General features: G+C 67.2%; 23 protein-coding genes. 14 read left to right on the top strand and 9 right to left on the bottom strand.

What is annotated here, in order from left to right; translation table 11 throughout:
• The first annotated feature begins 126 nt into the window (after window positions 1-126).
• From A6745_RS12490 to A6745_RS12450, 9 genes are all read left to right on the top strand, one after another.
• Window positions 127-1,131: a ligase-associated DNA damage response exonuclease gene (locus A6745_RS12490; protein ID WP_066127492.1), complete on the top strand. Its 1,005-nt coding sequence runs from the start codon at window positions 127-129 to the stop codon at window positions 1,129-1,131.
• Window positions 1,128-2,732, top strand: a complete 1,605-nt coding sequence (locus A6745_RS12485) for an ATP-dependent DNA ligase (RefSeq protein WP_066127491.1) — start codon at window positions 1,128-1,130, stop codon at window positions 2,730-2,732. Before A6745_RS12490 ends, A6745_RS12485 begins: the two co-directional genes overlap by 4 nt.
• Complete coding sequence (locus tag A6745_RS12480; RefSeq protein WP_066127489.1) at window positions 2,729-5,194, top strand: ligase-associated DNA damage response DEXH box helicase; 2,466 nt, start codon at window positions 2,729-2,731, stop codon at window positions 5,192-5,194. The genes A6745_RS12485 and A6745_RS12480 overlap by 4 nt, the downstream gene beginning before the upstream one ends.
• Complete coding sequence (gene pdeM, locus A6745_RS12475; RefSeq protein ID WP_066127487.1) at window positions 5,175-5,825, top strand: ligase-associated DNA damage response endonuclease PdeM; 651 nt, start codon at window positions 5,175-5,177, stop codon at window positions 5,823-5,825. The genes A6745_RS12480 and pdeM overlap by 20 nt, the downstream gene beginning before the upstream one ends.
• A 164-nt stretch (window positions 5,826-5,989) precedes the next feature.
• The gene (locus tag A6745_RS12470; RefSeq protein ID WP_082853040.1) at window positions 5,990-7,027 is read left to right on the top strand and encodes an alpha/beta fold hydrolase; all 1,038 of its coding nucleotides are present in this window, start codon (window positions 5,990-5,992) and stop codon (window positions 7,025-7,027) included.
• A 68-nt stretch (window positions 7,028-7,095) separates the two neighbouring features.
• Window positions 7,096-8,067 (top strand): LysR family transcriptional regulator, encoded by a 972-nt coding sequence (locus A6745_RS12465; RefSeq protein WP_066127485.1) that lies wholly within the window; start codon window positions 7,096-7,098, stop codon window positions 8,065-8,067.
• 84 nt (window positions 8,068-8,151) lie between these two features.
• On the top strand, window positions 8,152-9,129 hold the full coding sequence (locus tag A6745_RS12460; protein WP_066127482.1) for a tripartite tricarboxylate transporter substrate-binding protein: 978 nt from the start codon (window positions 8,152-8,154) through the stop codon (window positions 9,127-9,129).
• 37 nt (window positions 9,130-9,166) lie between these two features.
• Window positions 9,167-10,618 carry a sulfatase-like hydrolase/transferase gene (locus A6745_RS12455; RefSeq protein WP_066127480.1) on the top strand — a complete coding sequence of 484 codons (1,452 nt, stop codon included), beginning with the start codon at window positions 9,167-9,169 and terminating at the stop codon, window positions 10,616-10,618.
• Window positions 10,615-11,931 carry an FAD-binding oxidoreductase gene (locus tag A6745_RS12450; RefSeq protein ID WP_066127479.1) on the top strand — a complete coding sequence of 439 codons (1,317 nt, stop codon included), beginning with the start codon at window positions 10,615-10,617 and terminating at the stop codon, window positions 11,929-11,931. Before A6745_RS12455 ends, A6745_RS12450 begins: the two co-directional genes overlap by 4 nt.
• 7 nt (window positions 11,932-11,938) lie before the next feature.
• Here the strand turns inward: A6745_RS12450 and A6745_RS12445 are convergent, their stop codons facing one another.
• Genes A6745_RS12445 through A6745_RS12435 form a run of 3 tightly spaced genes read right to left on the bottom strand, consistent with a single transcriptional unit; the run spans window position 11,939 to window position 15,133 of the window.
• Window positions 11,939-12,934 (bottom strand): tripartite tricarboxylate transporter substrate-binding protein, encoded by a 996-nt coding sequence (locus A6745_RS12445; RefSeq protein ID WP_231885986.1) that lies wholly within the window; start codon window positions 12,932-12,934, stop codon window positions 11,939-11,941.
• 46 nt (window positions 12,935-12,980) lie between these two features.
• Entirely contained in the window at window positions 12,981-14,192 is a 1,212-nt protein-coding gene (locus A6745_RS12440; protein WP_066127477.1) for a CaiB/BaiF CoA transferase family protein, read from the bottom strand.
• Window positions 14,189-15,133 (bottom strand): hydroxymethylglutaryl-CoA lyase, encoded by a 945-nt coding sequence (locus A6745_RS12435; RefSeq protein WP_066127474.1) that lies wholly within the window; start codon window positions 15,131-15,133, stop codon window positions 14,189-14,191. Before A6745_RS12435 ends, A6745_RS12440 begins: the two co-directional genes overlap by 4 nt.
• Window positions 15,134-15,247: 114 nt before the next feature.
• Here A6745_RS12435 and A6745_RS12430 point away from each other — a divergent pair, with 114 nt between their 5' ends.
• Complete coding sequence (locus A6745_RS12430) at window positions 15,248-16,162, top strand: LysR family transcriptional regulator (protein ID WP_066127473.1); 915 nt, start codon at window positions 15,248-15,250, stop codon at window positions 16,160-16,162.
• Between the two features lie 28 nt (window positions 16,163-16,190).
• Here the strand turns inward: A6745_RS12430 and A6745_RS12425 are convergent, their stop codons facing one another.
• Window positions 16,191-16,688: a DUF6985 domain-containing protein gene (locus tag A6745_RS12425; RefSeq protein WP_066127471.1), complete on the bottom strand. Its 498-nt coding sequence runs from the start codon at window positions 16,686-16,688 to the stop codon at window positions 16,191-16,193.
• 157 nt (window positions 16,689-16,845) lie between these two features.
• On the opposite strand from A6745_RS12425, the gene A6745_RS12420 reads away from it, so the two are divergent.
• Window positions 16,846-17,346 carry a DUF1801 domain-containing protein gene (locus tag A6745_RS12420; RefSeq protein ID WP_066128798.1) on the top strand — a complete coding sequence of 167 codons (501 nt, stop codon included), beginning with the start codon at window positions 16,846-16,848 and terminating at the stop codon, window positions 17,344-17,346.
• An 18-nt stretch (window positions 17,347-17,364) separates the two neighbouring features.
• Here the strand turns inward: A6745_RS12420 and A6745_RS29695 are convergent, their stop codons facing one another.
• The 5 genes from A6745_RS29695 to A6745_RS12400 form a co-directional block, all read right to left on the bottom strand.
• Complete coding sequence (locus tag A6745_RS29695; protein ID WP_407922735.1) at window positions 17,365-18,138, bottom strand: lysozyme inhibitor LprI family protein; 774 nt, start codon at window positions 18,136-18,138, stop codon at window positions 17,365-17,367.
• A 46-nt stretch (window positions 18,139-18,184) separates the two neighbouring features.
• Complete coding sequence (locus A6745_RS12415; protein ID WP_066127469.1) at window positions 18,185-20,128, bottom strand: helix-hairpin-helix domain-containing protein; 1,944 nt, start codon at window positions 20,126-20,128, stop codon at window positions 18,185-18,187.
• 11 nt (window positions 20,129-20,139) lie between these two features.
• Window positions 20,140-20,949 carry a PP2C family serine/threonine-protein phosphatase gene (locus A6745_RS12410; RefSeq protein ID WP_066127467.1) on the bottom strand — a complete coding sequence of 270 codons (810 nt, stop codon included), beginning with the start codon at window positions 20,947-20,949 and terminating at the stop codon, window positions 20,140-20,142.
• Window positions 20,949-21,623: a vWA domain-containing protein gene (locus A6745_RS12405; RefSeq protein ID WP_066127466.1), complete on the bottom strand. Its 675-nt coding sequence runs from the start codon at window positions 21,621-21,623 to the stop codon at window positions 20,949-20,951. The genes A6745_RS12410 and A6745_RS12405 overlap by 1 nt, the downstream gene beginning before the upstream one ends.
• A gap of 220 nt (window positions 21,624-21,843) precedes the next feature.
• On the bottom strand, window positions 21,844-22,290 hold the full coding sequence (locus tag A6745_RS12400) for an SRPBCC family protein (protein WP_066127464.1): 447 nt from the start codon (window positions 22,288-22,290) through the stop codon (window positions 21,844-21,846).
• 188 nt (window positions 22,291-22,478) lie between these two features.
• Here A6745_RS12400 and A6745_RS12395 point away from each other — a divergent pair, with 188 nt between their 5' ends.
• The 3 genes from A6745_RS12395 (at window position 22,479) to A6745_RS12385 (ending at window position 26,502) form a co-directional block, all read left to right on the top strand.
• Entirely contained in the window at window positions 22,479-22,982 is a 504-nt protein-coding gene (locus A6745_RS12395; RefSeq protein WP_066127462.1) for a sigma-70 family RNA polymerase sigma factor, read from the top strand.
• Window positions 22,979-23,935 carry a FecR domain-containing protein gene (locus A6745_RS12390; RefSeq protein ID WP_066127459.1) on the top strand — a complete coding sequence of 319 codons (957 nt, stop codon included), beginning with the start codon at window positions 22,979-22,981 and terminating at the stop codon, window positions 23,933-23,935. The genes A6745_RS12395 and A6745_RS12390 overlap by 4 nt, the downstream gene beginning before the upstream one ends.
• Before the next feature lie 134 nt (window positions 23,936-24,069).
• On the top strand, window positions 24,070-26,502 hold the full coding sequence (locus A6745_RS12385; protein WP_231885984.1) for a TonB-dependent siderophore receptor: 2,433 nt from the start codon (window positions 24,070-24,072) through the stop codon (window positions 26,500-26,502).
• The last annotated feature ends 32 nt before the right edge of the window (window positions 26,503-26,534 follow it).

The following is a 26,534-nucleotide window of genomic DNA, read 5'->3' as shown; positions in this document are numbered from 1 at the left end:
GCAGGCCCAGGCGGATCGAGCGCATCCCCATGGCTGCCAGGCGGCTCAGCAGCACAGGCACGGGGCTTGCTTGGACAGGGTATAACCCGATAGTAGCGATGCGGCGGACCGCCGTAGGAGCCAGCCATATCCGACCTCGTGCAACTCCGTCCCGAAGGCCTGTACTGCCCCGCGGGCCAGTTCTACATCGATCCCTGGCGCCCGGTGGCGAGGGCGGTCATCACGCACGGCCACGGCGATCACGCCCGGCCGGGCATGGGGTGTTATCACACCAGCGCCGAGGGCCTGCCCATCCTGCAATGGCGGCTGGGCGAGCAAGACTACCGCGTACATGCCTACGGCGAAGCCTTCACGCTGGGCGATGCGCGCGTGTCGCTGCATCCGGCGGGGCATGTGCTGGGCTCGGCGCAGATCCGCATCGAGGCCGGCGGGCAGGTATGGGTCGTGTCGGGCGACTACAAGCGCCAGCCCGATCCGACCTGCAGTCCGTTCGAGGTGGTGTCGTGCGACACCTTCATCACCGAAGCCACCTTCGGCCTGCCCATCTACCGCTGGCCCAGCGCCGCCGACGTCGCGCGTGACATCGCGCAGTGGCGTGACCACTGCGCCGCGCGCGGCGAGGCCGCCATCCTGTATTGCTATGCGCTGGGCAAGGCGCAGCGCGTGCTGGCGGAACTGAAGCCCTTTCTCGACCGGCCGGTGTATCTGCACGGCGCCATCGCCGCGGGCGTGGACGTATACCGGCAGGCGGGCATCGCCATGGCGGATACGCGCCTGGTCAGCGAGGCCGGGGATGTGCCCTCGGGCTTCGCGGGCGAGCTGATCCTGGCGCCGCCCTCGGCCGCCGGCAGCGCCTGGCTGCGGCGCTTTCGCCGCGCGCAGCACGGCTTTGCCTCGGGCTGGATGCGGCTGCGCGGCAACCGGCGCCGCCGCAACATGGACCGCGGCTTCATCGTGTCGGATCACGCCGACTGGCCCGACCTGCTGCGCACCATCCGCGACACCGGCGCCTCGCGCGTGATCGCCACGCATGGCGATACCCATGCGCTGGTGCGCGTGCTGAACGACAGCGGGGTGGCCGCCGAGACGCTGGCCACGCAGTATGGCGACCAGGAGCAGGCCGAGTCATGAAGCGTTTCGCCGCCTTGTACCAGGAGCTGGACCGCAGCACCGCCACGCTGGACAAGCGCGCGGCGCTGGTGGCGTATTTCCGCGACGCGCCGCCGCGCGACGCGGTGTGGGCGCTGTATCTGCTGGCGGGCGGCAAGATCACCAGCGCGCGGCGCAAGATCGCGGGCGTGGGTGAGCTGCGCGCCTGGGCTTCCGAGGCGTCCGCGACGCCCTCATGGCTGGTGGACGCCAGCTACGACCAAGTGGGCGACCTGGCCGAGACGCTGGCGCTGCTGATGCCCGATCCCGAGCACCCCGCGCCCGATCGCGGCCTGGCGGATTGGATCGAGGAAGTCCTGGTGCCGGTGGCCAACCGCGACGAGGGCGAGCGCCGCGAGGTGATCGTCTCCGCATGGCGCGGCCTGCCTTTCGCCGAACGCCTCTTGTTCAACAAGCTGCTGACGGGCGCATTGCGCGTGGGCGTGTCGCAGCGCATGGTGCAGCAGGCGCTGGCCGAGATGTCGGGTGTGCCCATCGCGCGCATCGCGCAGCGCATGCTGGGGGCGTGGACGCCCAGTCCGGCGTTTCTTCTGGCCTTGCTGAGCGCCGAGGAATTGCCCGGCGACAGGCAGCAGCCCTATCCTTTCTTCCTGGCCTCGCCGCTGGAGAATGATCCCGCCAGCCTCGGGCCCATCGGCGACTGGCAATTGGAATGGAAGTGGGACGGCATCCGCGCGCAATTGATCCGCCGCCATGGCGAGGTCGCGCTGTGGTCGCGCGGCGAAGAGCGGCTGGACGGCCGCTTTCCCGAGGTCGAGGCAGCGGCTGCGGCGCTGAACGTGGATTGCGTGCTGGACGGAGAATTGCTGGCCTGGGAAGAGAACGGCACTGGACCGATGGCCTTCTCCGCCTTGCAGACTCGCATCCAGCGCCTGAAGCCCGGTCCGAAATGGCTGGCCGAAGCCCCCGTGCGCATGCTGGCGTACGACCTGCTGGAGCTGCGCGGCGAAGACCTGCGCGAACTGCCCCAGGCCGAGCGGCGCGCGCGGTTGCAGGCCTTGCTGGCCCAGCATCCCGATCCGCGCCTGTGCCTGTCGCCCGCCGTGAAGCCCGCGTCATGGGAAGAGGCGGCATCGTTGCGCGAGGAGTCGCGCGAGCGCGGCGTGGAAGGCTTCATGCTCAAGCGGGCCAGTTCGCCGTATCAGAGCGGCCGGCGACGCGGCGACTGGTGGAAGTGGAAGGTCGATCCGCTGACCATCGACGCCGTGCTGCTGTATGCGCAGGCGGGCCATGGCCGGCGCAGCACCCTGTATACCGACTACACCTTCGGCGTGTGGCAGGACGATGCGCTGGTGCCCATCGCCAAGGCGTACTCGGGCCTGGACGACAAGGAGATCCTGGAACTGGACCGCTGGCTGCGCGCCCATACGCGCGAGCGCTTCGGGCCGGTGCGCTCGGTCGAACCCGTGCAGGTCTTCGAACTGGGTTTCGAGGGCGTCAACCTGTCCAAGCGGCACAAGTCGGGCGTGGCGGTGCGGTTTCCGCGCATCCTGCGCTGGCGGCGCGACAAGCCGGCGGCCGAGGCGGACCGGCTCGACGCCCTGAAGGCCCTGGCGCGATGAGGGCGCCCAAGCGCGGCTGGGACGCGCCGCTGGCCGATTGGTTTGCCGGCCGGGGGTGGAAGGCCGCGCCGTTCCAGCGCGAGACCTGGCGGCGCTATCTGGCGGGCGAATCGGGCCTGTTGCATACGCCGACCGGCAGCGGCAAGACGCTGGCTGCGTTCGGCGGTCCCGTGTTGCAGGCGCTGTCGGATCTCGATACGGCAGTATCCGGGGCCGGGCAGGGGCCGCGCGTGCTGTGGGTGACGCCCTTGCGCGCCCTGGCGGCCGACACCACGCAATCCCTGGCGCAAACCGTGCAGGAACTGGGCGTGCCCTGGACGGTGGCCTTGCGCACCGGCGACGCCAGCGCCCGCGACAAGCGCCTGGCCCGGCAGGGCAAGGCCGACGTGCTGGTGATCACGCCCGAGTCGCTGGCCTTGCTGCTGTCGTACGCGGATGCCTCGCAACGGTTTCGCGCGCTGCGTTGCATCGTGGTCGACGAGTGGCACGAACTGCTGGGCAACAAGCGTGGCGTGCTGCTGCAACTGTGCCTGGCGCGCCTGCGCCGCCTGTCGCCGGATACGCGTACCTGGGGCCTGTCGGCCACGCTGGGCAACCTGGACGAGGCGCGCGCGGTGCTGCTGCCGCAGGTGGAAGAGGCCGCCATGGTGTCCGGCGCGCCGCCGCGCAAGGTCACGGTGTCCACGCTGATGCCGCGGGGCGGGCGTGCGCTGCCGTGGGCGGGGCACCTGGGCCTGTCGCAACTGGCCGACGTGTTCGAACGCCTGTTCCAGGTGCGCGCCAGCCTGCTGTTCACCAATACGCGCGCGCAGGCCGAGCTGTGGCATCGCGCGCTGGAATCGATCTGGCCGGAAGACCTGGCCACGCTGGCGCTGCATCATGGCTCGCTGGATCCGAAGCTGCGCGCCACGGTGGAGGACGGCTTGCGGGACGGCAGCGTGCGCTGCGTGGTGGCCACGTCCAGCCTGGACCTGGGCGTGGATTTTCCCGCGGTGGATCAGGTGTTGCAGATCGGCAGCCCCAAGGGGGTGGCGCGCCTGCTGCAACGCGCGGGCCGGGCCAGGCATCGTCCCGGCGAATCCGGCCATGTGATCTGCGTGCCGGCGCAGGCGCTGGAATTGATCGAGTACGCCGCCGCCCGCCAGGCCATCGCGCGTGGCGAGATCGAGTCGCGCCCGCCGCCGCGCGGCAGCCTGGACGTGCTGGCGCAACATGCCGTCACGCTGGCGCTGGGCGGGGGCTTCGAGGCCGATGCCCTGTACGAAGAGGTGCGGGGCACGCATGCTTATGCGGCGCTGGAAAAGGGCGCCTGGCAGGCCGTCCTGGATTTCGTCGTGCAGGGCGGGAATGCGCTGTCGAACTATCCTGAGTTCCGCCGCGTGGTGCGGGACGAGGACGGCGTGTACCGTGTGCCCGACCGCCGCATCGCGCTGCGCCATCGGCTGTCCATCGGCACCATCACCTCGGACGGCTCCGTGTCGGTGAAGTATCTGCGCGGCGGCGGGCTGGGATCGGTGGAAGAGGGCTTTCTCGCGCGGCTGCGGCCGGGCGACCGCTTCCAGTTCGCCGGCCGCACGCTGCAACTGGTGAGGCTGGAAGGCATGACGGCCTACGTGCGCCGCGCCAAAGGCGGCGATGGCCCGGTGGCGACCTGGCAGGGTGGGCGCATGCCCTTGTCCACGCAACTGGGGCGCGAGGTGGAAGGTCTTTATGCCCACCCGGGCAGCCATCCCGAAATGCGCGCGGTTGCGCCCTTGCTGCGCATCCAGGCCGAGGCCAGCGCGCTGCCCGATACGGGCCGGCTGGTGGCCGAACGCATCGTCACGCGGCGCGGCACGCACCTGTTCCTGTTTCCATTCTCGGGCCGCGCCGTGCACGAAGGCATGGCCGCGGTGATGGCGTTGCGGTGGGGGCGGATGCAGGCCAACACGTTCTCGTACACCGTGAACGACTACGGCCTGATGCTGACGCTGGCCGAGCCCGCCGAACTGGACGAGGCCTTGCTGCGCCGGCTGCTGGACCCGCAGGGCATGGAGGACGACCTGCGCGAGGGCGTCAACCTGGGCGAGCTGGCGCGCCGGCAGTTCCGCGAGATCGCGCGCGTGGCCGGCCTGCTGGTGCCGTCGATGCCGGGCCGCGAGGTGAAGTCGCTGCGCCAGGTGCAGGCGTCCAGCGGCCTGCTGTACGACGTGCTGCGCCGCTACGATCCGGGCCACTTGCTGCTGGCGCAGGCGGAACGGGAGGTGTTCGAGCTGCAACTGGAGGCGCCGCGCCTGCTGGCCGCGTTGCGGGACTGCCAGGCACGCGCGCTGGCGCTGTGCGCGCCGCGCGCGTTGACGCCCCTGTCGTTTCCGCTGTGGACGGAGAGCCTGCGGGGCCAACTGAGCACCGAGACCTGGCAGGCGCGCGTCAAGCGCGCGGCCGAGCAACTGGAGAAACGTTATGCGCGGATCGCGGGATGACGCGCTGGCGATGACGCTGGCGGGCGAGACGATGGTGCTGCTGGGCGCGCGGGCGATGTACTGGCCGGCGCGGGACCGGCTCATCATCGCCGACCTGCACCTGGGCAAGGAGCATGTGTTCCGTCAGGCCGGCATCGCCGTGCCCCAGGGCGCCACGCGGGACGACCTGCAACGCCTGTCCGATCTGGTCGCCGAGACAACGGCCAGGGAGCTGTGGATCGTCGGCGACGTGCTGCATGGCCCCGCGTCGCAGGCGGCGTGGCGCGATGCGTGGGCCGCCTGGCGGCGGGCGCATGCCGGGCTGGACGTCGCGGCGCTGACCGGCAATCACGATCGCGCGCTGGATGGCGCGGACTTGGGCGTGCGCCAGTTGGGCGAGGCCTGGGCGGATGGGCCGTTCCTGTTCCGCCATCTGCCCGAGGCCGACGGGCAAGGCCGGCATGTCATCGCGGGGCATGTGCACCCCACCGCGCGCGTGCCTGGCGTGCCGCGCAGTTGGCCGGTATTCTGGCTGAAGCCTGGCATGACGGTACTGCCCGCGTACTCGGCGTTCACCGGCGGATACGCGGTCGAGGCGGCGAGCGGACGGTTGGTGGCATGCGTCGAGGGCACGGTGATGGCGCTGGGTTGACAGGCCGGTGGGGTGGGTATTTTTCTGGCGCTCATGTCCGAGCGGATGGCGCTATCGCCGCCTGGACAGGCATACGCGACAGCATTGCTGAACCTGATCCCTCCGGAACGGTCGGTTTCGGATTGCGCCGGCAACGGGCCGGCGCCACAACAGGAGTCGCCTGCATGACCACCCCCCGACATATCCGGCAGGCCGTATTCGGCGCCGGCGCGAGTGCCATGGCCGCCACCGCCTTCGCCGCCGCGGTGCCCGATTACGGTCCCAACCTGGAGCGCTTCGAGTATCCGCACGAGGTCAGGCGGTTCAGCCTGGATACCCAGGGCCAGAAGCTGGAGATGGCGTACATGGACGTGGCGCCGGCCCGGCCCAACGGCCGCACCGTGGTGCTGATGCATGGCAAGAACTTCTGCGGCGCCACCTGGGAAGGCACCATCGAGGCCCTGACCGGCGAAGGCTACCGCGTGGTGGCGCCGGACCAGATCGGCTTCTGCAAGTCCGACAAGCCGGCGTCCTACCAGTTCACGTTCCATCAACTGGCGGCCAACACGCATGCGCTGCTGGAGCACCTGGACGTGCGACATGCCGTGGTGATGGGACATTCGATGGGCGGCATGCTGGCCACGCGCTACGCGCTGATGTATGCCAAGGAAACCGATGCACTGGTGCTGGTCAATCCCATCGGGCTGGAGGACTGGAAACAGCGCGGCGTGCCGTACCGCACGGTGGACCAGTGGTATGCCAGCGAGCAGAAGACCGGTTTCGACGGCATGAAGAAGTACCAGAAGGGCACGTATTACGCGGGCCAGTGGCGGCCCGAGTACGACCGGTGGGTGCTGATGGCGGCGGGCATGTTGCAGGATCCGCAGGCCCGCAAGCGCGTGGCCTGGAATCAGGCGCTGACCTACGACATGATCTACACGCAGCCGGTGGTGCACGAGTTCCGCGACATCGCCGTGCCGACCACGCTGCTGATCGGCGAGCGCGACAACACCGCGCCGGGCAAGGATGCCGCGCCGCCCGAGGTCGCCAAGCGGCTGGGCAACTACGCCAGGCTGGGCCCCGAGGCGGCGCGCGCGATTCCGGGGGCCAGGCTGGTGGCGTTTCCCGAGATGGGGCATTCCCCGCAGATCCAGGATCCGAAGCGCTTCCACGAGGCGCTGATCGAATCGCTGGACGACATGGCGTCGCGCGGCAGGCGCTGAGCAGCGGCGGGACAGCGCGTACCCGGGCGCATTAAAGTGGTCGCTTCGACCCCGCCCGCGCCCATCCCATGACGCCCCGCCAGCTTCGCTACTTCCTGGAAATCGCCCGCAGCGGCAGCCTGTCGCTGGCGTCGCGGGTCCTGCGCATCGCGCAGCCCGCGCTCAGCCAGCACGTCACGGCGCTGGAAAGCGAGCTGGGCGTGGCATTGTTCGAACGGCATGCCAAGGGCGTGAACCTGACCGCCGACGGCAAGCGCCTGCAGCAGCGTGCCGCGTCCATCCTGGATCAGCTGGATTCGTTGAAGGCCGACGTGTTGGGGCCCGCGGGCGCGCCGCGCGGCCCGGTGCGCCTGTGCCTGGCGCGCTCGCTGGCCCCGGCGCTGGCGCCGCGGCTGATGCGCCGCATGGAGGCGGCCTATCCGGAAATCCGGCTGCTGTTGTCGTCCGGCCTGTCCAGCGACATCCGCACCGCGCTGGAAACCCGGCAGATCGACCTGGCGCTGATGCCCAATGCATTCGAATTGCCGGGCCTGCATTGCCAGCCGGTGTACGAGGAAGGCTTCTCGCTGTTCGGCCTGGAGTCGCTGTTCGCGCGGCCGGGCAAGACCATCGCCTTCTCGGCCATCGGCTCGCGGCCTCTGGTGGCGCCCGACCGGGACCATGACCTGCGGCGCCTGATCGAGCGCACGGCCGTGGACTTGAACTGTCCGCTGAACGTGAAGTACGAGATCAACGACCCCGAACTGAACTTCGCGCTGGTGCGAGACGGCGCGGCATTCGCCATCCTGCCCGACAGCACGGCGCAGGAGCTGATGCGCGGCAGTCCGGCCATCGGCGAACGCCGGCTGGTCAAGCCCGGCATCACCCGCGTGCAGTCCATCGTGCGGCTGGCCGATGGCGTGCCGGGCAGCGCCGCCACGGTCACCGAACAGATGCTGCAGGACGTGCTGCGGGACCGGGTCGCGTCGGGAGCCTTGCGCGGCAACCTGCCCGCCAGCAATGCTCAGGTATCGAGAAAAACTTATAACCAGCGCAGATAAATAATATTTGTCTTCATGGTTGGCCGCCGCTTACGCTGGCGGGCACAAGGCGTCCCGAACGCCGGCATAACGATGGAGACAAGTATGGATATGCATCGCAGGCGGCTGCTGGCCGCCATGGCGTCGGCCGGCGCCGTCGTCACCTGTACGGGCCTGCCCCTGGGTGGCGCGCGCGCCAATGGCATGACCCGCATCCTGGTGGGTTTCGCGCCGGGTGGAGCGGCCGACCTGGTGGCCCGTGCGCTGGCCGAGGGCCTGCGCGCCTCGGGTTGCACGGCCATCGTCGAGAACAAGGCGGGGGCCGGCGGCCGCATCGCCACGGACGGGCTGCTGTCCGCCAGCGACGGCAACACGCTGCTGTTCACGCCGTCCACCAACCTGACGCTGTTTCCGCACATCTACAAGGACCTGCGTTATACGGTCGATACATTCGCTGTATACGGCACCGCCTGCGAGTTCGACATGGGTTTCGCGGTGGGCGCCGCCAGCCCGGCCAGGACGCTGCCCGAGTTCCTGGAAATGGCCCGCAAGGACAGGCAGATGGCGGCCTACGGTACGCCCGGCACCGGCACCATCATGCACTTCCTGGGCGTGCTGCTGTCGCAGACCTCGGGAGTGCCGCTGACCCACGTGCCTTACAAGGGCGGCTCGATGGCGCTGACGGATGCCATGGGCGGCGTGCTGCCCATGCTGGTGACGACGCTGCCGGCCATGATTCCCATGCACAAGAGCGGCAGGATCCGCATTCTGGCGACCTCCGGCAAGGCGCCGTCGCCCGACGTGCCGGAAGTGCCGACCTTCGCGTCTCTGGGCTTTCCCGACTTGACGATCTCCGAGTACTTCGTCTTGCTGGGCCAGAAGGGAACGGATCCCGCTCGCGCCGCGGTGATGAGCGAGGCCATGGCGGTGGCCGTGCGGTCGCCCGGCTTCGAGCGCGCCGTGCGCCAACTGTATTTCTCGCCGCTGTCGACCGAGCCTCGGACGCTGGCCCAGCGGCTCAAGCGGGACGATGGCTTCTGGGCCGGCGTGGTCAAGCGCACCGGCTATACGCCGGAAGCCTGAGGCCCGGGCAATCCCCTTGATCACCGAAGGAAGCACCATGCGAGGCAAGAACATCGTCGTCATCATGTCGGACGAGCACAATCCCGAGTTCATGGGGTGTTCGGGACATCCTTTCATCCAGACGCCGCACCTGGACGCGCTGGCCGCGCGCGGCGTGCGCTTTCCCAATGCCTACACGCCCAGCCCGATCTGCGTGCCGGCGCGCGCCGCGTTCGCCACGGGAATGCGGGTGCACCAGACGCGCCACTGGGACAATGCCATGCCCTATGTGGGCGATCCGCGCGGCTGGGGCCATGTCCTGCAGGAACAGGGCATCACCGTGGAGAGCATCGGCAAGCTGCACTACCGCAACGAGGAGGATCCGGTGGGCTTCGACCGCGAGCACATTCCCATGCACGTGCTGGGCGGCTACGGCATGGTGTGGGCCTCGATCCGAGATCCGTACCTGCCGGTGGAGGGACGCAAGCGGATGCTGGGCGACCGCATCGGCAGCGGCGAATCCACCTATACCGCCTACGATCGCGACGTGACCGGGCGCACGGTGGATTGGTTGCGCGAGGCCGCGCGGGCCGGCAAGCCCTTCGTGCTGTACGTGGGGCTGGTGGCGCCGCATTTCCCGCTGATCGCGCCGGAGGAATTCTTCGCGCTGTACGAGCCCGGCCAGATTCCGCACGCCAAGCTGCATCCCAGGGACGGCTACGCGCGGCACCCCTGGGTGCAGGCCTATGCCGAGTTCGAACGCAGCGAAGAGACCTTCCAGAGCGAGGCCGAGCGCGTCAATGCGTTCCTGGCGTACTACGGCCTGTGCAGCTTCCTGGACAGCAACGTGGGGCGCATCACGGGTGCATTGCAGGAGCTGGGCCTGTCGGATTCGACGCACGTGGTCTACACCTCGGACCATGGCGACAACGTGGGCGCGCGCGGGCTGTGGGGCAAATCGACGCTGTACCAGGAAAGCGTGGGCATCCCCATGATCGTGGCCGGCCCGGACGTGCGGCCCGGCGTGTGCGAGACGGCGGTGGACCTGCTGGATCTCTATCCCACCATTCTGCAGGGCGCCGGCCTGGACCCGGCGCCGCGCATGGGACAGCGCCCGGGACGCTCGTTGTTCGAGCTTGCCGAGGCGCCCGTGGATGCGCAGCGGCCCATCCTCAGCGAGTACCACGCGGCGGGCAGCAACACCGCCGGCTTCATGCTGCGCAAGGGAGACTGGAAGTATCACCATTACGTGCGCTTCCAGCCCGAGCTGTTCAATCTGCGGGACGATCCTCAGGAATTGCACGACCTGTCCGCCGACCCCGCGTATGCCCATGTGCTGGCGGACATGCGCGCCGCGCTGTATGCGATCTGCGATCCCGAAGCCGTCGATGCGCGGGCCAAGGCCGACCAGGCCGCGCTGATCCAGCGCATGGGCGGCACGGAAGCGGCGTCCCGGCTGGGCTCCAGCGGCGCGACGCCCGCGCCCCGGCAGGCGGAGACCGCCGCATGAATGTGGACGAGCGGTATCTGAAGGACTGGAGCGGCCTGACGCGCGGCGTGCCTGCCGAGGTGCATCGGCCCGAGTCGATCGAGGAAGTGGCCGCGCTGGTGCGCCAGGCGGATCGTGATGGCCGCAAGATCACGGTCCAGGGCGGCATGACGGGCCTGGCCGGCGGCGCGGTGCCGGCGGACGGCGACCTGGTCATCAACATGGAACGCATGAACCGCATCGAGTCGATCGACGCGGTGGAGGGCGTGATGCAGGCGCAGGCAGGCGCCACGCTGCAGCAGGTGCAGGAAGCCGCGGCGCAGGCCGGCTGGTTCTTCCCGGTGGACCTGGGCGCGCGCGGCAGTTGCCAGATCGGCGGCAACGCGGCCACCAATGCCGGCGGCACGCAGGTGATCCGCTACGGCACCATGCGCGATTCGGTGCTGGGCATCGAGGCCGTGCTGCCCGATGGATCGATCGTCACCTCGCTGACGCGGCTGGTGAAGAACAGCTCGGGGCTGGACCTGCGCTTTCTGTTCATCGGGTCCGAGGGCACGTTGGGCATCATCACGCGGCTGACGCTGCGCCTGCAGCCCGATCCGGGCGTGCCCGCCGCCGCGCTGGTGCAAGTGCCGGACATGCCGTCTATGGCGCTGCTGCTGCGCCAGCTGAAACGCACGCTGGGTCCGCAACTGAGCGCCTTCGAGTTCATGTCACGGGCCTTCCTGGAGCAGGCCAGCGCATTGACCGGCGTGCCGTTGCCGCCGGGCGAGCCGGCGCCGTGGGGCGTGCTGGTGCAGGCGTCCGGCCTGGGCGGCCAGGATCCCGAGGCCGCCTTGCAAGGTGCGCTGGAAGCCGCGTTGGAGGACGGCACGGCCGTGGACTGCGCCATCGCGTCCAGCCTGTCGGATACGCAGAAGTTCTGGCGCCTGCGCGAGTGCATTCCCGAATTGATGAGCGCGCTCAAGCCCACCGTGAACTTCGATTGCGGGCTGCCGTGGGCCGAGATCGCGGGCTTCGTGCAGGAGATCGAGGCGCGATTGACGCAGCGTTATCCGGACGCCGCGCATCTGTTCCTGGGCCATCTGGGCGACAACAACATCCACGTGATGACGGGGCCGCACGCGCCGTCGGAATGGGAGGCCGTGGAGGAACTGGTGTACGGCGCGCTGCGCGGCCGGCAGGGCACGATCAGCGCCGAGCATGGCATCGGCTTCGTGAAGAAGCCGTTCCTGTCGTATACGCGCAGCGAAGGCGAGCTGGCTCTGTTGCGCAGGCTGAAGCACGCGCTGGATCCGAACGGCACCTTGAATCCCGGGCGCGTGCTGGACTGAGCCGCGACTACATCGGCTCCAGCCCCGCGCCCTTCACCACCGAGGCGTACCGCTTCATTTCGGAGCGGAAGTACGCCGCGGTCCGGTCGGGCGGCATCAGCAGGATGGTGTTGCCCTGCGTGGCCATGGCGGCCTTCACGTCGGGCGCGGCGAAGGCCACCTTCAGCGCCTCGTAGACGCGTTGCGTGATGGCCGCGGGCAGCCTGGCCGGCCCGGCCACCGCGAACCAGCCGCCGATCTCGTAGTCGGGCATGCCCTGTTCGCGCAACGTGGGCAGATCGGGCAATCCCGCCATGCGTGAGGCGCCACAGGCGCCGACGGCCGCCAGCGCGCCGCTCTTGATGTGCGGCAGCACGGACGGTAGCGACAGCACGCCCAGGTCGACCTGGCCGCCCATGAGGTCCGTCATCATCGGCCCGACGCCCTTGTACGGAATGTGGCGCACGCGCACGCCGGCCTGCTGCAGGTACATCTCGGCCGCCAGTTGCAGAATGGTGCCATTACCCGACGAGGCGTAGTTGTACTTGTCCGGCGCTTTTCTCAGTTCCGCCGCCAGCGCCTTCGCATCGCGCGCCGCCAGCTTGCGCGGATTGACCACCAGCAGGAAGGGCGTCATGCCCACCATGCTGATCGGCGTGATGTCCGCGATGGGATCGAAGGGCAGCGAGCGGTACACGCTGGGGAAGATCACGTGGTTGTTCGACAACATGCCCAGCGTGTCGCCGTCGGGCGCGGCGCGCACCAGCGCCGAGGTGCCGACGATGCCGCCCGCGCCGGGCTGGTTCTCGACCACCACCGTGCGGTGCAGCGCGGCCGACATCGCCGGGCCCGCCGAGCGCGTGATGGTGTCCACGCCCGAGCCGACGCCCACGGGCAGGATGAATTTGATCGGGCGGTCGCCCTGGGCGCGCAACAGCCCCGGCGCGCCCAGCGCGGCGGCGCCTGCCGCACCCAACGCGCCCAGCAGCCTGCGGCGGGCAAGGCCCGCATCCGGCATTTCCATGATGTTGTCTCCTCGTTGTTATGGGTACTACGATGCGGCGTCGTGGTCAGCGGATCGTGCCGCGCGCCTGCATGTCCTCGATTTCCTGATCCGTGTAGCCCAGCTTGCCCAGCAATTGCACCGTGTGCGCGCCCAGCGTGGGCGGGTCGCTGCGCACACCCAGCCGCGCGCCGTCCATCAGCAGCGGGAACAGGGCGGTGCCCACGGTCTGTCCCGCCTTGTCGCCGTCAGGTAGGCGGATGTCGGCCAGGCCGCCCGTGGCGCGCAGGTGCGGATCGTCGTACAGCGCCTCGGGCTTGGTGATGGGCGCGTAGGGCAGGCCGGCCGCCTCGAAGCGCCGGGCCAGTTCGGCGGCGTCGTACTCGGCCAGCCGCGCGCGCAGGTCCGGCAACAGGGTGGGCCGCGCCCGCACCCGGGCATTGTTGGTGGCCAGTGCCGGATCGGCCCTCAGGTCGCCGAAGCCGAAGGCGTCGCAGAAGGTGTTCCATTGCGCGTCGCTGACGGCGGCCAGGAATATCTGCTCGCCGTCCCGTGCCGTGAACACGTCGTACAGCGCCCAGGCGGACACGCGGTCGGGCATGGGCGCCGAGGGTTGTCCGGTGATGGCGTACTGCAGCATGTGCTGCCCGACCAGGAAGACGTTGTTCTCGAACAGCGCCGACTGCACTTCCTGCCCGCGGCCCGTGATGCCGCGCTGGATCAGCGCCGCCAGGGCGCCGATGGCGCCGAACATGCCGCCCATGATGTCGTTGACGCTGGTGCCCGCGCGCAGCGGATCGCCGGGCCGGCCGGTCATGTAGGCCAGCCCGCCCATCATCTGAACGACCTCGTCCAGCGCGGTGCGCAGGGCATAGGGACCGGGCAGGAAACCCTTGTGGCTGACATAGATGAGCTTGGGGTTGCGCGTCGACAAGCTGGCGTAGTCCAGTCCATACCTGGCCATGGCGCCGGGCCGGAAGTTCTCGGCGACCACGTCGGCGCTGGCGGCCAGCCGCCGCGCGGCCTCGGCGCCTTCCTCGCTCTGGATGTCCAGCGCGATGCTTTGCTTGTTGCGGTTGAACATGGGAAAGAAGCCCGCGCCCACGCCCAGCAGGTGGCGCGTGCGGTCGCCCTGCACGGGCTCGACCTTGATGACTTCGGCGCCCAGGTCGGCCAGTACCATGCCGCAGGTGGGGCCCATCACCATGTGGGTGAATTCGACCACGCGCAGCCCGGCCAGGGGCAGGGGGCGTTGCGGGGGGGATGTTTCGTGGGTCATGTGGGGATCTCCAGATCCGTGTCGATGCGGCGGGGCAGGCCGGCGCGCCACAGCGAGCCATGCATGGGCGTATCGCCCAGCCGGGATTGCAGTTCGGCGCGCAATGCCAGCAAGGCGGCCGTGTCCTGTCCAGTGGCCACGCCCATGCTTTGCAGCATGTGCACCAGGTCTTCCGTGGCGGCATTGCCGCTGGCGCCGGGCGCGTAGGGACAGCCGCCGATGCCGCCCAGCGAGGCGTCGAAGCGGTTCACGCCCGTCTGCAAGGCGGCCAGCGCGTTGGCCAGCGCCAGGCCGCGCGTGTCGTGGAAGTGCGCGCAGCACAGCCTGTCGCCGGCGATGGCGCGGGCGGATTCGAACAGGCGGTATACCGAGGCCGGATTGGCCTGGCCCACGGTGTCGGCCAGGCTGACGCGGTCGGCGCCGGCATCGAGCAGCGCCTGCATCAACCGCAGCACTTCCCCGGGCGCAACGCGGCCCTGCAAGGTACAGCCGAAGGCCGTGCCCACCCCACCCTCGATCAGCGCGCGCGACCCGCTGGCATCGCGCCGAGCGCGGATCTGTCCGACCATGGCCACGACCTCGTCGGGCGTCTTGCGCAGATTGGCCAGGCTGTGCGCGTGGCTGGCCGACAGCGGCACCAGCATCAGGTGCGCGCCCGCGTCCAGCGCGCGCTCGGCACCTTGCTCATTGGGCACCAGCACCGAGACCGACAGGCCGGGCAAGGTGCGCGCATAGGCCACCAGCGCACCGGTATCGGCCATCTGCGGCAACAGCCGCGCCGGCACGAACGAGCCGACCTCGATCTCGCGCTGTCCGGCGTCATGGGCCGCGCGGATCCAGCGTTGCTTCAGTTCGGTGGGCAATGTCCGCGGCAGGCTCTGCAGCCCATCCCGCAGGCCGACTTCCCGCACGATGGCGCTCGAAGGGAGCACGAGAGGCATGAAACGTTCCTGTCCAGGGCGATAAGGAGCGCCCAGTTTTAGATATTCTGGTTCGTGCTACAAGTGCAATTTTGGAACGTATGAACTTCCAATTGGGAATATCAGGAGCCGTCCATGCGCGACCTCGACATGACTTCGCTACGGTTGTACGTGACGGTGTGCGAGGCCGGCAACATCGCCCGCGCGGCCGAACGCGCCAATATCGTGGGCTCGGCGATCAGCAAGCGCCTGGCGCAACTGGAACACATCGTGGGCACACCGCTGCTGGTGCGCGAGCGGCGCGGCGTCAGCCCGACCGCGGCGGGCGAGACCCTGCTGGAACATGCGCGCGCCATCCTGGCCAGTTCGGCGCGTGTCGAGCGCGACATGGCCGCCTACGCCAGTGGCATCCAGGGACAGGTGCGGGTGCTGGCCACGGCGTCCGTGCTGGCCGAGTCGCTGGCCGAGGACGTCGCGGCCTTTCTGCAGGCGCCCGGGCACGGCAGCATCCGCGTCGACATGGAGGAACGCGTCAGCCAGGATGTGGTGCGCGACGTGCGCGAGGGCATCGCGGCGCTGGGCATCTGCTGGGACGCGGCGGATTATCGCGATCTGCAGACGCGGCCGTATCGGGGCGACCGGCTGGCCGTGGTGACGCATGCGGGCCATCCGCTGACGCGCCGCAAGCGCGTGCGCTTCGAGGACACGCTGGACTACGAGCACGTGAACATGCCGGCCGCCAGCGCCGTGCTGCGCATGCTGCAGGAGGCCGCCCGCGGTTGCGGCAAGCCCTTGCGCCACCGCATGACGGTCAGCAATTTCGATTCGGCGTTCCGCGTGGTGGCCGCGGGGCTGGCGATCAGCGTGGCGCCCGCCGAGGTGGCCACGCCGTACGCGATGGCGCATGGTTTGCAGGTGTTGCCGCTGGCCGATGCGTGGAGCCGCCGGCGCTTCGCCATCTGCATGCGCGACGTGCAGGCGCTGCCCGCCGCAGCCAGAATGCTGCTGGATCACCTAGTGGCCATCGGCGCCAAGGACGACGCGCGCTGACGTGCCCTGCCCAGGTGAACGCGGTGCTTTACGGCCGGTAAACCACGCCTTCCAGGTCGTCGTCGGCGAACGCGTCCGACTGCGAATAGTGGCCGTCGTACGGACCGATCTTGGTCACTTCCTGGCCGTTGCGCAGCACGATCTGCAGGCCGTGTTCGGGCTCCCAGTCGCAGTTGCACGTCAGCGAGGCGTAGACCAGGCCGTCCTTGGCGCGGCGGCCCAGTTCGATCTCGCCGCCGAATTCGATGTGCCGCCACACGTCGGCGGGCGAGGCGATCTCGGGCATGTCTTCGTCATCCCAGGATTCGCGCATGTCCTGGTAATAGCGGTAGATGTGGTCCTGCGCGGCCTGCAGCACCGAGACGTCGCAGGCCAGCAGGTTCTTCAGGGCGGCGTCGTAGTCGTCGGGCCGGTCGTCATCGTCGTAGTCGTCGGCGAACACGCCGAACTCCTGGCCATCGAGCATGGGCAGCTTCAGGAGTTCGCCCTCCTGCCAGTCGGGCAGGTCTTGGTCGGATGGTTGCATGGCGTTCCTCGGTGCGGGGTGGGCGATCGGCAGGCCGATCAGGGACTGACCGCGCGATGTTAACCGCCGTGCGAGACGGGAAACGACATTCCTGGGGTGTTCCGGACGCAAGGGATGTCGGCTAACGTTGTCGCTGGACTTCCGGGAGACCAACGCGATGCCCAGCCAGACGAGCAAGACGTCGCCGAAGACGGCCAAGACAGCGAAGCCGGCGGCCAATACGACAGAAACGGCGTCCGCCAGCACTTCCAGCAATCCCCTCAAGCTGCTTTCCGGCGGGAACCCGCAGACTCCCAAGGGCGACGGCGATGCACCGGTACAGGCCTACATCGCCGCCATGCCCGAATGGAAGCGCGCCATCGGCGAGCACCTGGACGCGCTGATCGTGCGCACCGTGCCGCACGTGCGCAAGGCGGTGAAGTGGAACACGCCTTTCTATGGCATCGAAGGGCAAGGTTGGTTCATCGCCTTCCACTGCTTCAACAAGTACGTGAAAGTGACGTTCTTCAAGGGAACGTCGCTGGAACCGCCGCCACCGGGCGAATCGAAGAGCGAGGGCGTGCGTTACCTGGATATCCGGCAGGACGACGTCATCGACGACGCTCAGCTGAGTGCCTGGATACGGCAGGCGTCGCGGGTCACCGGTTGGGTGCCATAAGTGCGCTGTCCGTCGCCATCAGAAAAGCGCGATCAGCGTGGCCACGGCTGCTCCCAGATAACACCATTTCACCCCATCAGGCAGTGTGGCGTTAGCCCGATATCCGGTACGAAACCGTCTATCCCGCCGTGGTGTGAGCACATTTGCAGCAATGAGCAGGACTGTGGCGATCACCGCAGGGAAAAGACCGCCTGAATTGGGTTCGGGGTTGTTCGAGTGCGAGGGTGTGGCTGAGGTGGCCGATGGCGGGGTGTGTTGGGGGGCAGGTGGCTTGGGTGGGGCTTGAAGGGCTGCCGCTGGGCGGCTTGCTGGCACGCGCGAATCCGCGCGCGGGGCAGGCTGTAGCCCGCCCGGTGCCAGGTTTGGGGAGGGCGTGGCTTGCGCCTCGTTTAAGGAAGCCTGGGGAAGCGACCGGGAGACAGACGGGTTCGCGGGCGGTGCAACCGGTATTGGAATAGGGGGAATGTCGCGCTTGGATGTTTCCGAGAGCGATGCCGCTTTGTTCTGACCGATTTCTGTTTCTGCTCGGACAGCTTGCAGCGTTGATATGCGTGCGTCGTAGGCTCGTACCAGGCACGTTGGATCCATGCAGGCTTGACGAGTCGATGCCAGCCATTCGCGCTGGCCCTTAGACAATGCCGATGGCTGTGATGTCCTCTTAAGGGCTTTTTGATACTCGTTCCCTAGGACCTTATCGAGGGCCTGCAGCCCCTGGCTACTGCAGATCATGCTCTCGATCCGTTCAAGAGAACCGGAACAGTCGATTTCGCTAGCCTGCGCATCTACGTGCATCAAGGCCAGTGAAAGCACCAAGAGAAATCTAGTGAGAGACATAGGGTCAGGACACTACCGATAGATCCGCATCCGCCCGCGCCAATTCCATGGCGGCGTCTTGCAGCGCCGCATGCAGATGTTGTCGGCGTGTCGTCACGATGGATTTGATCTTTTTCAGATCAGCCAACCCCTGTTGGAGAGATTGGGCGATGGCATGTTGGCGCATTGTAATGTCGGCTTCGAGCTTTTGCAGGCTGCGGGCGTCTATGCCGGTATTGGGATTGAATCTGAACCCCCGTTCGATGTCCTGGCGCCAATCCATCATTTTCTGCGCCAGCTTAGGGCCGAAGCCAGGCACTTGCTGCACGGCATGCATCGTCACATCCGCGGCGGTTTCGATGCCATAGGACTCCAGCATTGCCTTTTTGGCCGCACCGATACCGGAAATAGCTGCGTGTTCGATATCAAACTGGTCAAGATATGCCTGCAACGCTGCGGCCTCGCGATTCTGCAGCAGGGCCTGATAGCGCTTTTGGCGCTGTGCTGGGAGCTGCGAGAATTCAGCATGCAGACTCTTCAACTCGTTCAGCCTCCGGTCGAAATCATTATTGGCCGATATCTGCTCCCAGCTTTTGCTCAATCCTGCATAGGTTGAGCGGGCTTGCTCGTACCTGTCGCGCAGTGGCTGCACTTCGCTTGCGCTTCCTCCTCGCCCGGCAAACCATCTGGCGACAGAGAAGGCTATAGCGGCCCACAGGAACCAAAGATCGGGACGTAATGCCAGCCCAAACGCGAAAATCGCGATTCCTCCTCCCAGGCCCACCTGGCGCGTTTGTTTGCGCTTCTGTTGGGCGGCCTGGACTGCACTGGAGGTGGGAGGTACGTTGCCGGGCTTTGGAGCGGCGGGGGCGGGGCCTGGCGACACGATGGCAATGATCTGCGCCCAGAGCGCGTCTGGGGTCAGGCCGTTGCCGGTGGCAGTGGAAGAAACCCCGATGTTCTGAGGCAAGAACAGGGTTATCCCCGCGCGTTCGATTGCGCACCAAGGGCATGCGCCCGATCCGGATAGGTAGTAATGCGCGGTATTCGCTGAGCAACGAGCAAACGACTTTTCTATCTCCGAAAGCGCCGTTACCCATTGCTTGGCTGTCGGTCGCCCTGAGCTGGCACTTCCCCCATTTCCAAACGCTTGCTCCCAGAGCTGCATGATGGAGGAGGATGCGATGCTGACGGGTGGCGTGTAGGGCGGGGGTTGCATGCCCGTGGCCGATTGGTTCTTCGCGTAGGCATACCGGAACTGGCTGATCGCCTTGGCGATCGGCATCTCTTCAGGGCCCGCGTATCTGCCTGCATAGGGATGCCGTCCCATCATGAGCAACTGGAAGATCAGAATGCTCAACCCGAAGTTGTCGTGATTCGCGGTGCGAGGTGTGATCTTGAACGATTTGCCTTGCAGTTCTGGTGGCGTGAAGTTGTCTACGCCGACCTCGCACAGGAAGGTGCGGCCGTTCGCACGCACTTGGAAACTGTCGCAGTCGATCAGCTTTACCGTGGCATCGGCGGCGACTCGGACTCCGCCGTGATTGACATCGCCGACCAGACAGCCCGTGTCATGCAATGCCGCGAACGCGCGTGCCGTATTCAGCGCAGTGCGAACGAGCATGCGCCAGTCTGCCTGAGGGAACTCCGCCAGCCTCGTCTTGGGGCCGTACAGGGCGTGTATGTCCTTGGTTCCCCGCATGTTCCTCATCAGAAATCCGGCGGTGCCACCGTCCGGGCGATGCAGGATTTCGGACGGCCACGCGGTCAAGGCGTCGAGCGTGGGCGTTCTCAAGCTGCGCATCACGGCCAGTTTGTCTGCTCGCTCGGTGCTGATGGCGCCAAGATATATTTTGGCGACTGTATCCGGCCGGTTCGCCACCTCGTAAACGGCCCCCTCTCCTCCTTTGCCGAGCAGGTTGCCCAACTGGACGGGACCGGATGCGTCGAAAACGCGGGGGGTATTCATTGCAGGCTCTTTTACTTCGGGCAGCAGGCGTCTGGTTGCTGCTGTGTTTGCCATCGGGAGGCCAGCAACAGCGTCTTGTCGTCGTCAGTTCTGCTGCAGATCGCTGGCGATTCCAGATACTCGGCAAGCTTCATTGAAAGCGGGATGCTGTGACCGGATTCAGGCAGTGCCCGCAGGGCGGGGAACATGGCATTGAAGAACGGGCTATGGACCGTCTGGCTGGCGTAATGCAGCAGCAGCGCTTCTAAACCGTCCGTGAAGACAGCGAGCTCTTTGACTTCGTCCTCTGCGCATTCGAACTGGAAGTTCTTCAGTGCAGTGGGGTCGGTCAGGAAGACGGTCGTGTTGATGTACTCGCCGTGTTGGGGCCAGAAGACATAGGCCCACTCCAACTCTCCAGACCGAACCACGATAGCGCCGTCGCCGATTTGGACATAAGCGGCATGCGTAGGGGAGATCGCTGCTGCCAACAGCGTGCAGGCGAAATCTCTGCTTGCCAACTGGCGGCTTTGCGCCTCGGCCTTGATCAAGGCCGCGATTTCTTCAAGCCAGGATTGCACGGTATTGCGTTCTAGCGATGCGAGAGCCTTGCCGCTTTCCACGAAGCATCGAAACCGCGCGACGAGTTCCTGGCAAGCCAGTTTGGAGCCTTCCTCGGAATGGGATGCGCTACCTGCGCCGTCGGACGCGGCCAATACCAGCACATCTTCAGGGCCTTCGATCAGCGTCCACAAATGTGCGTCCTGACACGGCGTCTGATTCTTGGCATGCGAGGTGCCAGCTACGGAGGTGGCGATTGTTCGCCACAGTTCCGGAGCCATCAGACGGTGGCCCAACCATCGGGGGCGGCGGGGTTGTCGAGGGGAACGGCATCGCCCGGCGTGGAACGGGATACGGAGCCCATCGAGTTCGACAGCCATTGGAACAATTCGCGGAACTGCAGTCCTTTCAGGTTCAGTGGCGCCCGAACGGAAATCTGCTTGAGGATCTCCATGTTGGCGCCTTGGATGCCGACCGCAAAGAACTGGAAGTTCCTAGTTGCCTCGCCTTCTCGAACCATGGCGGCGGCGTGTTGCCACGAATCTGTAGGAGCCCCATCCGTGATCAGGAAAACCCACGGGCGGTAGTAGGAAATGCCGTTGCGCCGATAGGTGTCTTTGCGTTGCCGGATCATTTCCAGCGCTTGTTCGATCGCAGCGCCCATCGGCGTATCGCCGGTAGCCTGCAGAACCGGAGGGAAAAAGTTATCGGCAGTCACGAAGTCAGTGACGGTTTGGACCGGGCCGAACGTAACGATGCCGACCTCCACCCGCTTGGATGCCATTGCATCTGCGGTGAGTTCTTGCTTGAACTGTTGCAAGCCGGCATTCAACTCGTCCAACGGACGGCCGCTCATAGAGCCGGACGTGTCGAGAATCAGCAGGCAAGGACACCGGTTCTCGGGATTCTCCGCAAACTCCACCGCCGCGAAAGGCATCTGATCAAACTCACTCATGAATTTTCTCTAATTGTTTCTTTGGTATCTCAGTATATACAATGGGTTGAGCTGAAAGCGATTATTTACCGAGAGATCCGTGGATTACGGGGTGCGCTCTCTTTAACTGACTTGATATTATTTTGTAATAAAAAGGGGCTGGCCTCTTTTCATGAGGGACAGCCCTTATCTGTGAGTATGTCGCCGCGTGCTGGGCGGCGATAAATCTTCGGGGGCTCTATCACCCCGGAATCTCGGGCTCCACCAGCCGCGCCAGCTTGGTCAGCGATTCCTGCCAGCCCAGATAGCACATCTCCACGGGGATCGCTTCGGGAATCCCCGCCTGCTCGACATGCATCTCGGTGCCGCCCGTGACCGCCTTCAACTGCACGGTCACGGTGATCTCGCCAGGCAGGTTGGGATCGTCGAAGCGGTCCGTGTAGCGGATCCGCTCGTTCTGCATCAATTCCAGGAATTCGCCGCCGAACCCGTGGCTGTGCCCCGTGCCGAAGTTGCGGAAGGACATCTTGAACGTGCCGCCCACCTTGGCCTCCATGTGCTCGACGCTGCACGTGAAGCCATACGGGGGGAGCCATTGCGCCACGGCGTCGGGTTCGAGGAAGGCGCGGTAGACGCGGTCGCGGGTGGCGCGCAGCACGCGGTGGAGCTTGACGGTTCCGGTAGCCATGATGATTCACCTTTCAGGAAGAGGGGGGTGTATAGCCACGACGATCCGGCGTTGCCGAAATCGACATGAATCCATCTAGGGAAAACCCTAGTCGAGCAACACACAAGGTGTCCACGCTTTTCGCCGCCTTCCGCATTTCGCTAGAATTGATACTAATTCTTATTTGCGACACGGGCCGAGAGCCTTTCATGAGCGGACTCACCATGCGCCAGGCGGTGCACGATCTTTACACCGAACACCATGGCTGGCTCAAGTCGTGGCTGGCGCGCAAGCTGGGCAATGCGGTGGACGCCGCCGACCTGGCGCACGACACCTTCCTGCGCCTGATCGCTTCCCAGCGCGCCGCCGCCCTGCGCGACGAGCCCCGCGCGCTCATCACCCATATCGCCAAGGGCCTGGTGGTGGATCATTGGCGCCGCCGCGACGTCGAGCAGGCCTACCTGGAGGCTATCGCGCATCTGCCCGAGCCGCAGGCGCCGTCGCCCGAGGCCGGACTGATCATCGTCGAGACATTGATGCGCATCGACGCCATGCTGAGCGGCCTGCCGGTCTTCACGCGCGAGGTCTTCCTGATGGCGCAGCTGGACGGCTGCACGCTGGCCGAGATCGCGCTGCATACCGGCAAGCCGGTCATCACGGTGCGGCGCCATGTGCAGAAGGCCTTGGTGGGCTGCATGGTGGCCGCGCAATGACGGCGGGCGCGCTGCCCCCGCAGGCCTTGCTGGAAGAGGCGGCCGACTGGGCCGTGCGGCTGCGATTCGAGGCGCCCGGCGATGCCGAGCGCCAGGATTTCGCGTGCTGGCTGGCGCGCAGCGAGGCGCATGCGCAGGCCTGGGCGCGGGCGCAGTCGGTACTGGGCGTATTCGACCAGGTGCCTGCCAGCGTGGCCGGACGCGCGTTGCGCGGCACCACCCTCCAACGCCGCGGCCGGCGCGCGCTGCTGACGCTGGGCCTCGCGGCCGGGCCGCTGGCATGGCTGGCCTGGCGCGAGACGCCGTGGCAGGCCTGGACGGCGCAGGTGACCACGCGCACCGGCCAGCGGCGCGACCTGCATCTGGACGACGGCACCCTGCTGACCCTGAACAGCGGCACGGCGATCGACGTGATCTACACCGCAAACGAGCGCCGCGTGGTGCTTCAGTCGGGCGAGATCCTGGTGGCGACCGCCCGCGAAACGTCCGCCCATTACCGGCCCTTCATCGTGCAGACCCCGCAGGGCGAGTCGCAGGCGCTGGGCACGCGCTTCACCGTGCGGCTGCTGGACGACCGCACGCGGGTGGCGGTGTACGAGCATGCGGTGCGGGTGCGTCCCACCGCTGGCCAGGCGCTGCGCCTGGAGGCCGGACAACAGGCCGAGTTCGACCGGCGCGACGTGCGGGCGCCGTCGGCGGCGGACGAAGGCGCCCTGGCGTGGCGCCACGGCATGCTGCTGGCCCGTGACATGCGCATGGACGCCCTGGTGGAAGAGCTGGGACGCTATCGTCCCGGCGTGCTGCGCTGCGATCCGGACGTGGCGGCGCTGCGGGTGTCGGGCGCCCTGTCGCTGGACGACACCGACGCGGCGCTGGCCGCGCTGCAGGCGCAACTGCCCGTGAGGGTCCGGCGGTTCAGCCGGTATTGGGTGTCGGTGGGGCCGGCGGCCTAGCCTGCGCCGACGGCCTGCGCGGCCTGCTTCAAAAATATCTTCGATTCAGGTGATCACTTTTTTCGTCTCGTCCGGAGTAGGGGATAGAGGCGCGTATGCGCCGCCTTCATGCCCTAGACGAAAGGATTCCTGACATGGCACCGCTGACCCGCGGCTTCACCGTTTCCCAACCTGCTTGCGCGCGCCTCTTGCGCGGCGGCGCACTGGCGGTGGCGCTGGCCGCCGTGTGGCCCAGCCTGGCGGGCGCGCAGTCCGCCGCCGCACCGGCCCAGGCCGCGCGCGGCTATGCCATCGGCGCGGGCCCGCTGGGCGACGTGCTGGCCCAGTTCGCCGTCACGGCGGGCGTGCAGTTGGTGTTCGATCCGGCCTTGCTGGCGGGTCGCCAGAGCGCCGGCCTGCGCGGCAATTACGGGGTGCAGGCCGGTTTCGACCATCTGCTGCTGGGCAGCGGTTTTCGTGCGGTGACGGGCGGCGCGGGCCACTACACGCTGCAGCCCGAGCCCTCGGGTGCCGTCGTCCTGCTGGCGCCCGTACGCGTACAGGGTGCGAGTGCGCCCGTGACGACCGAAGGGTCGAACAGCTACGCCAGCGAGGCGGTCAGCGTGGGCAAGGGCGCGCAGCGCCTGCGAGAGATCCCGCAATCGGTGTCGGTGGTCACGCGCAAGCAGATGGACGACCAGAACATGAACACGCTGGCCGACGCCATGCGCAACGTCACGGGCATCACGGTCGATACCTTGAGCAGCGGCTCCGACCTGCACGGTTTCGTCTCGCGCGGCTATACCCTGGACACGCTGCAGGTGGACGGCCTGAACTATCCGGCGGGGGCGGGTAACCTGTCCAGCGGCATGGACCTGGCGCTGTATGACCGCATCGAAGTATTGCGCGGCCCGTCAGGCCTGTATCAAGGCACCGGCGAACCTGCCGGCAGCGTGAACCTGGTGCGCAAGCGTCCGCTCAGTGGCTTCGCTTTCGAGACGCAGGCCACCGTGGGCTCGTGGGACTACTACCGGGCCGTCGCCGACCTGAGCACGCCGTTCGATGGCGAAGGCAAGGTGCGCGGGCGCTTCGTGGCGGTCTACAACGACCGGGGCTCCTATGTAGACGGCGTGGACATGCGCCAACCCACGCTCTACGGTGTGGTCGAGGCCGATCTGGGATCGCGTACGACGGTGGCCGCGGGCGTGGCCCACCAGCGTTCGAAAAGCCGTCCGGCCTTCGGCCTGCCGCTGTATGCCGATGGGTCCCTGCCTGACGTGAAGCGCTCGACCAGTCTGTCCGCCGACTGGGCGCGCGTCGAGGAGGAGACCACCGAACTGTTCGCCGATCTGGAACACCGGCTGGGGGGCGGCGGCGTCATCAAGGCCAGCGTCTTCCACCGCGACATCGACAACCCCACGCGCCTGACCACCTGGCCCAACTCCGCAGTCAATCCCACGAATGGCAATACCAATGTGGTCGCCTGGTCGTACCGCAACCATTGGAAGACCACGGGCGCGGACTTGAACCTCAACCAGCCGTTCACCCTGTTCGGTCGCCAGCACAGTTTCCTGGTGGGCGCAGACTACGCCTACACGATCAAGGATTTCAGCTACGGCGGCGGTGCGCTGTTCCCGACAAACATCCATGACCCCAATACCGGCTTCGCGCAGCCCGACATGGCGCGCATCAGCAGCAGCGAGGGCCGCGTCAGCCAGGTCGGCGCGTATGGCCGCCTGAACGTGCAGGCCACCGACTGGCTCAAGCTCATTGGCGGGGCGCGGGTGTCGTCGTGGAAGAGCGACGCGCGCAACAATAATCCGTACTTTGGCGACTTCAGCCAGAACGTCGACCGCGTCCATGCCCGTACCACGCCGTACGCGGGCGTGGTGGCCGACCTGACCTCCGAGCTGTCGGCCTATGCCAGCTACACCAGCATCTTCCAGCCGCAGACCAGCACCGACGCGCAAGGCCGCACGCTCAAGCCGCGCCAGGGCCGCCAGGTGGAAACCGGCCTGAAGGGCGAGTTCCTCGAAGGCCGCGTGAACGCGCATGCTGCGCTGTTCCAGATCGTCGACCGCAACCGCGCCATGACCGATCCGGACAACCCGCTGTTCTCTATCGCCGCAGGCAAGGTGCGCAGCCAGGGCTTCGAAGCCGAGGTCAGCGGTTCGCCGCTGCCAGGCTGGAACCTGATCGCGGGCTACGCCTACACCGACACCAAGTACCTGGAGGCCAACGATAGCCAGAAGGGCCTGGCCTACAGCACCATCACGCCGCGCCATGCCATCAACCTGTGGAGCCGCTATGCCTTCCAGGCAGAGACGGCGCGCGGCTTCAGCGTGGGCGCGGGCGTGCGTTACAACAGCGGTTTCTACTACACCAACGGCACGACGCGCTGGGACCAGGGCAGCTACACCGTGGTGACCGCGCAGGTGGGCTACCGCTACGACCGGCACCTGGACGGCACAGTGACCGTGGACAACCTGTTCGACCGCAAGTACTACGACAAGCTGGGCGGCCTGACGCGCCAGAACTACTACGGCACGCCGCGCAGCGTGATGCTGAACGTGCGCTACCGCTACTGACCGGCGCGCGGCGGGCGGGTCAGCTTGCCGAT

Source organism: Bordetella ansorpii (genome assembly GCF_900078705.1).
Classification (GTDB): domain Bacteria; phylum Pseudomonadota; class Gammaproteobacteria; order Burkholderiales; family Burkholderiaceae_B; genus Bordetella; species Bordetella ansorpii_A.
Note: the sequence above shows the minus strand (reverse complement) of the source record. Positions and strands in the feature narration are given on the sequence as shown.

What these genes read in the sequence shown, in the direction of transcription:
- A6745_RS12460 (WP_066127482.1), top strand. Translation starts at nt 8,152, where the DNA reads ATGGATATGCATCGCAGGCGGCTGCTGGCCGCCATGGCGTCGGCCGGC.
- A6745_RS29695 (WP_407922735.1), bottom strand. Translation starts at nt 18,138, where the DNA reads ATGCACGTAGATGCGCAGGCTAGCGAAATCGACTGTTCCGGTTCTCTT.
- A6745_RS12450 (WP_066127479.1), top strand. Translation starts at nt 10,615, where the DNA reads ATGAATGTGGACGAGCGGTATCTGAAGGACTGGAGCGGCCTGACGCGC.
- A6745_RS12425 (WP_066127471.1), bottom strand. Translation starts at nt 16,688, where the DNA reads ATGCAACCATCCGACCAAGACCTGCCCGACTGGCAGGAGGGCGAACTC.
- A6745_RS12385 (WP_231885984.1), top strand. Translation starts at nt 24,070, where the DNA reads ATGGCACCGCTGACCCGCGGCTTCACCGTTTCCCAACCTGCTTGCGCG.
- A6745_RS12390 (WP_066127459.1), top strand. Translation starts at nt 22,979, where the DNA reads ATGACGGCGGGCGCGCTGCCCCCGCAGGCCTTGCTGGAAGAGGCGGCC.
- A6745_RS12470 (WP_082853040.1), top strand. Translation starts at nt 5,990, where the DNA reads ATGACCACCCCCCGACATATCCGGCAGGCCGTATTCGGCGCCGGCGCG.
- A6745_RS12405 (WP_066127466.1), bottom strand. Translation starts at nt 21,623, where the DNA reads ATGAGTGAGTTTGATCAGATGCCTTTCGCGGCGGTGGAGTTTGCGGAG.
- A6745_RS12400 (WP_066127464.1), bottom strand. Translation starts at nt 22,290, where the DNA reads ATGGCTACCGGAACCGTCAAGCTCCACCGCGTGCTGCGCGCCACCCGC.
- A6745_RS12430 (WP_066127473.1), top strand. Translation starts at nt 15,248, where the DNA reads ATGCGCGACCTCGACATGACTTCGCTACGGTTGTACGTGACGGTGTGC.
- A6745_RS12465 (WP_066127485.1), top strand. Translation starts at nt 7,096, where the DNA reads ATGACGCCCCGCCAGCTTCGCTACTTCCTGGAAATCGCCCGCAGCGGC.
- A6745_RS12440 (WP_066127477.1), bottom strand. Translation starts at nt 14,192, where the DNA reads ATGACCCACGAAACATCCCCCCCGCAACGCCCCCTGCCCCTGGCCGGG.
- A6745_RS12435 (WP_066127474.1), bottom strand. Translation starts at nt 15,133, where the DNA reads ATGCCTCTCGTGCTCCCTTCGAGCGCCATCGTGCGGGAAGTCGGCCTG.
- A6745_RS12410 (WP_066127467.1), bottom strand. Translation starts at nt 20,949, where the DNA reads ATGGCTCCGGAACTGTGGCGAACAATCGCCACCTCCGTAGCTGGCACC.
- A6745_RS12485 (WP_066127491.1), top strand. Translation starts at nt 1,128, where the DNA reads ATGAAGCGTTTCGCCGCCTTGTACCAGGAGCTGGACCGCAGCACCGCC.
- A6745_RS12445 (WP_231885986.1), bottom strand. Translation starts at nt 12,934, where the DNA reads ATGGAAATGCCGGATGCGGGCCTTGCCCGCCGCAGGCTGCTGGGCGCG.
- A6745_RS12415 (WP_066127469.1), bottom strand. Translation starts at nt 20,128, where the DNA reads ATGAATACCCCCCGCGTTTTCGACGCATCCGGTCCCGTCCAGTTGGGC.
- A6745_RS12455 (WP_066127480.1), top strand. Translation starts at nt 9,167, where the DNA reads ATGCGAGGCAAGAACATCGTCGTCATCATGTCGGACGAGCACAATCCC.
- pdeM (WP_066127487.1), top strand. Translation starts at nt 5,175, where the DNA reads ATGCGCGGATCGCGGGATGACGCGCTGGCGATGACGCTGGCGGGCGAG.
- A6745_RS12395 (WP_066127462.1), top strand. Translation starts at nt 22,479, where the DNA reads ATGAGCGGACTCACCATGCGCCAGGCGGTGCACGATCTTTACACCGAA.
- A6745_RS12420 (WP_066128798.1), top strand. Translation starts at nt 16,846, where the DNA reads ATGCCCAGCCAGACGAGCAAGACGTCGCCGAAGACGGCCAAGACAGCG.
- A6745_RS12480 (WP_066127489.1), top strand. Translation starts at nt 2,729, where the DNA reads ATGAGGGCGCCCAAGCGCGGCTGGGACGCGCCGCTGGCCGATTGGTTT.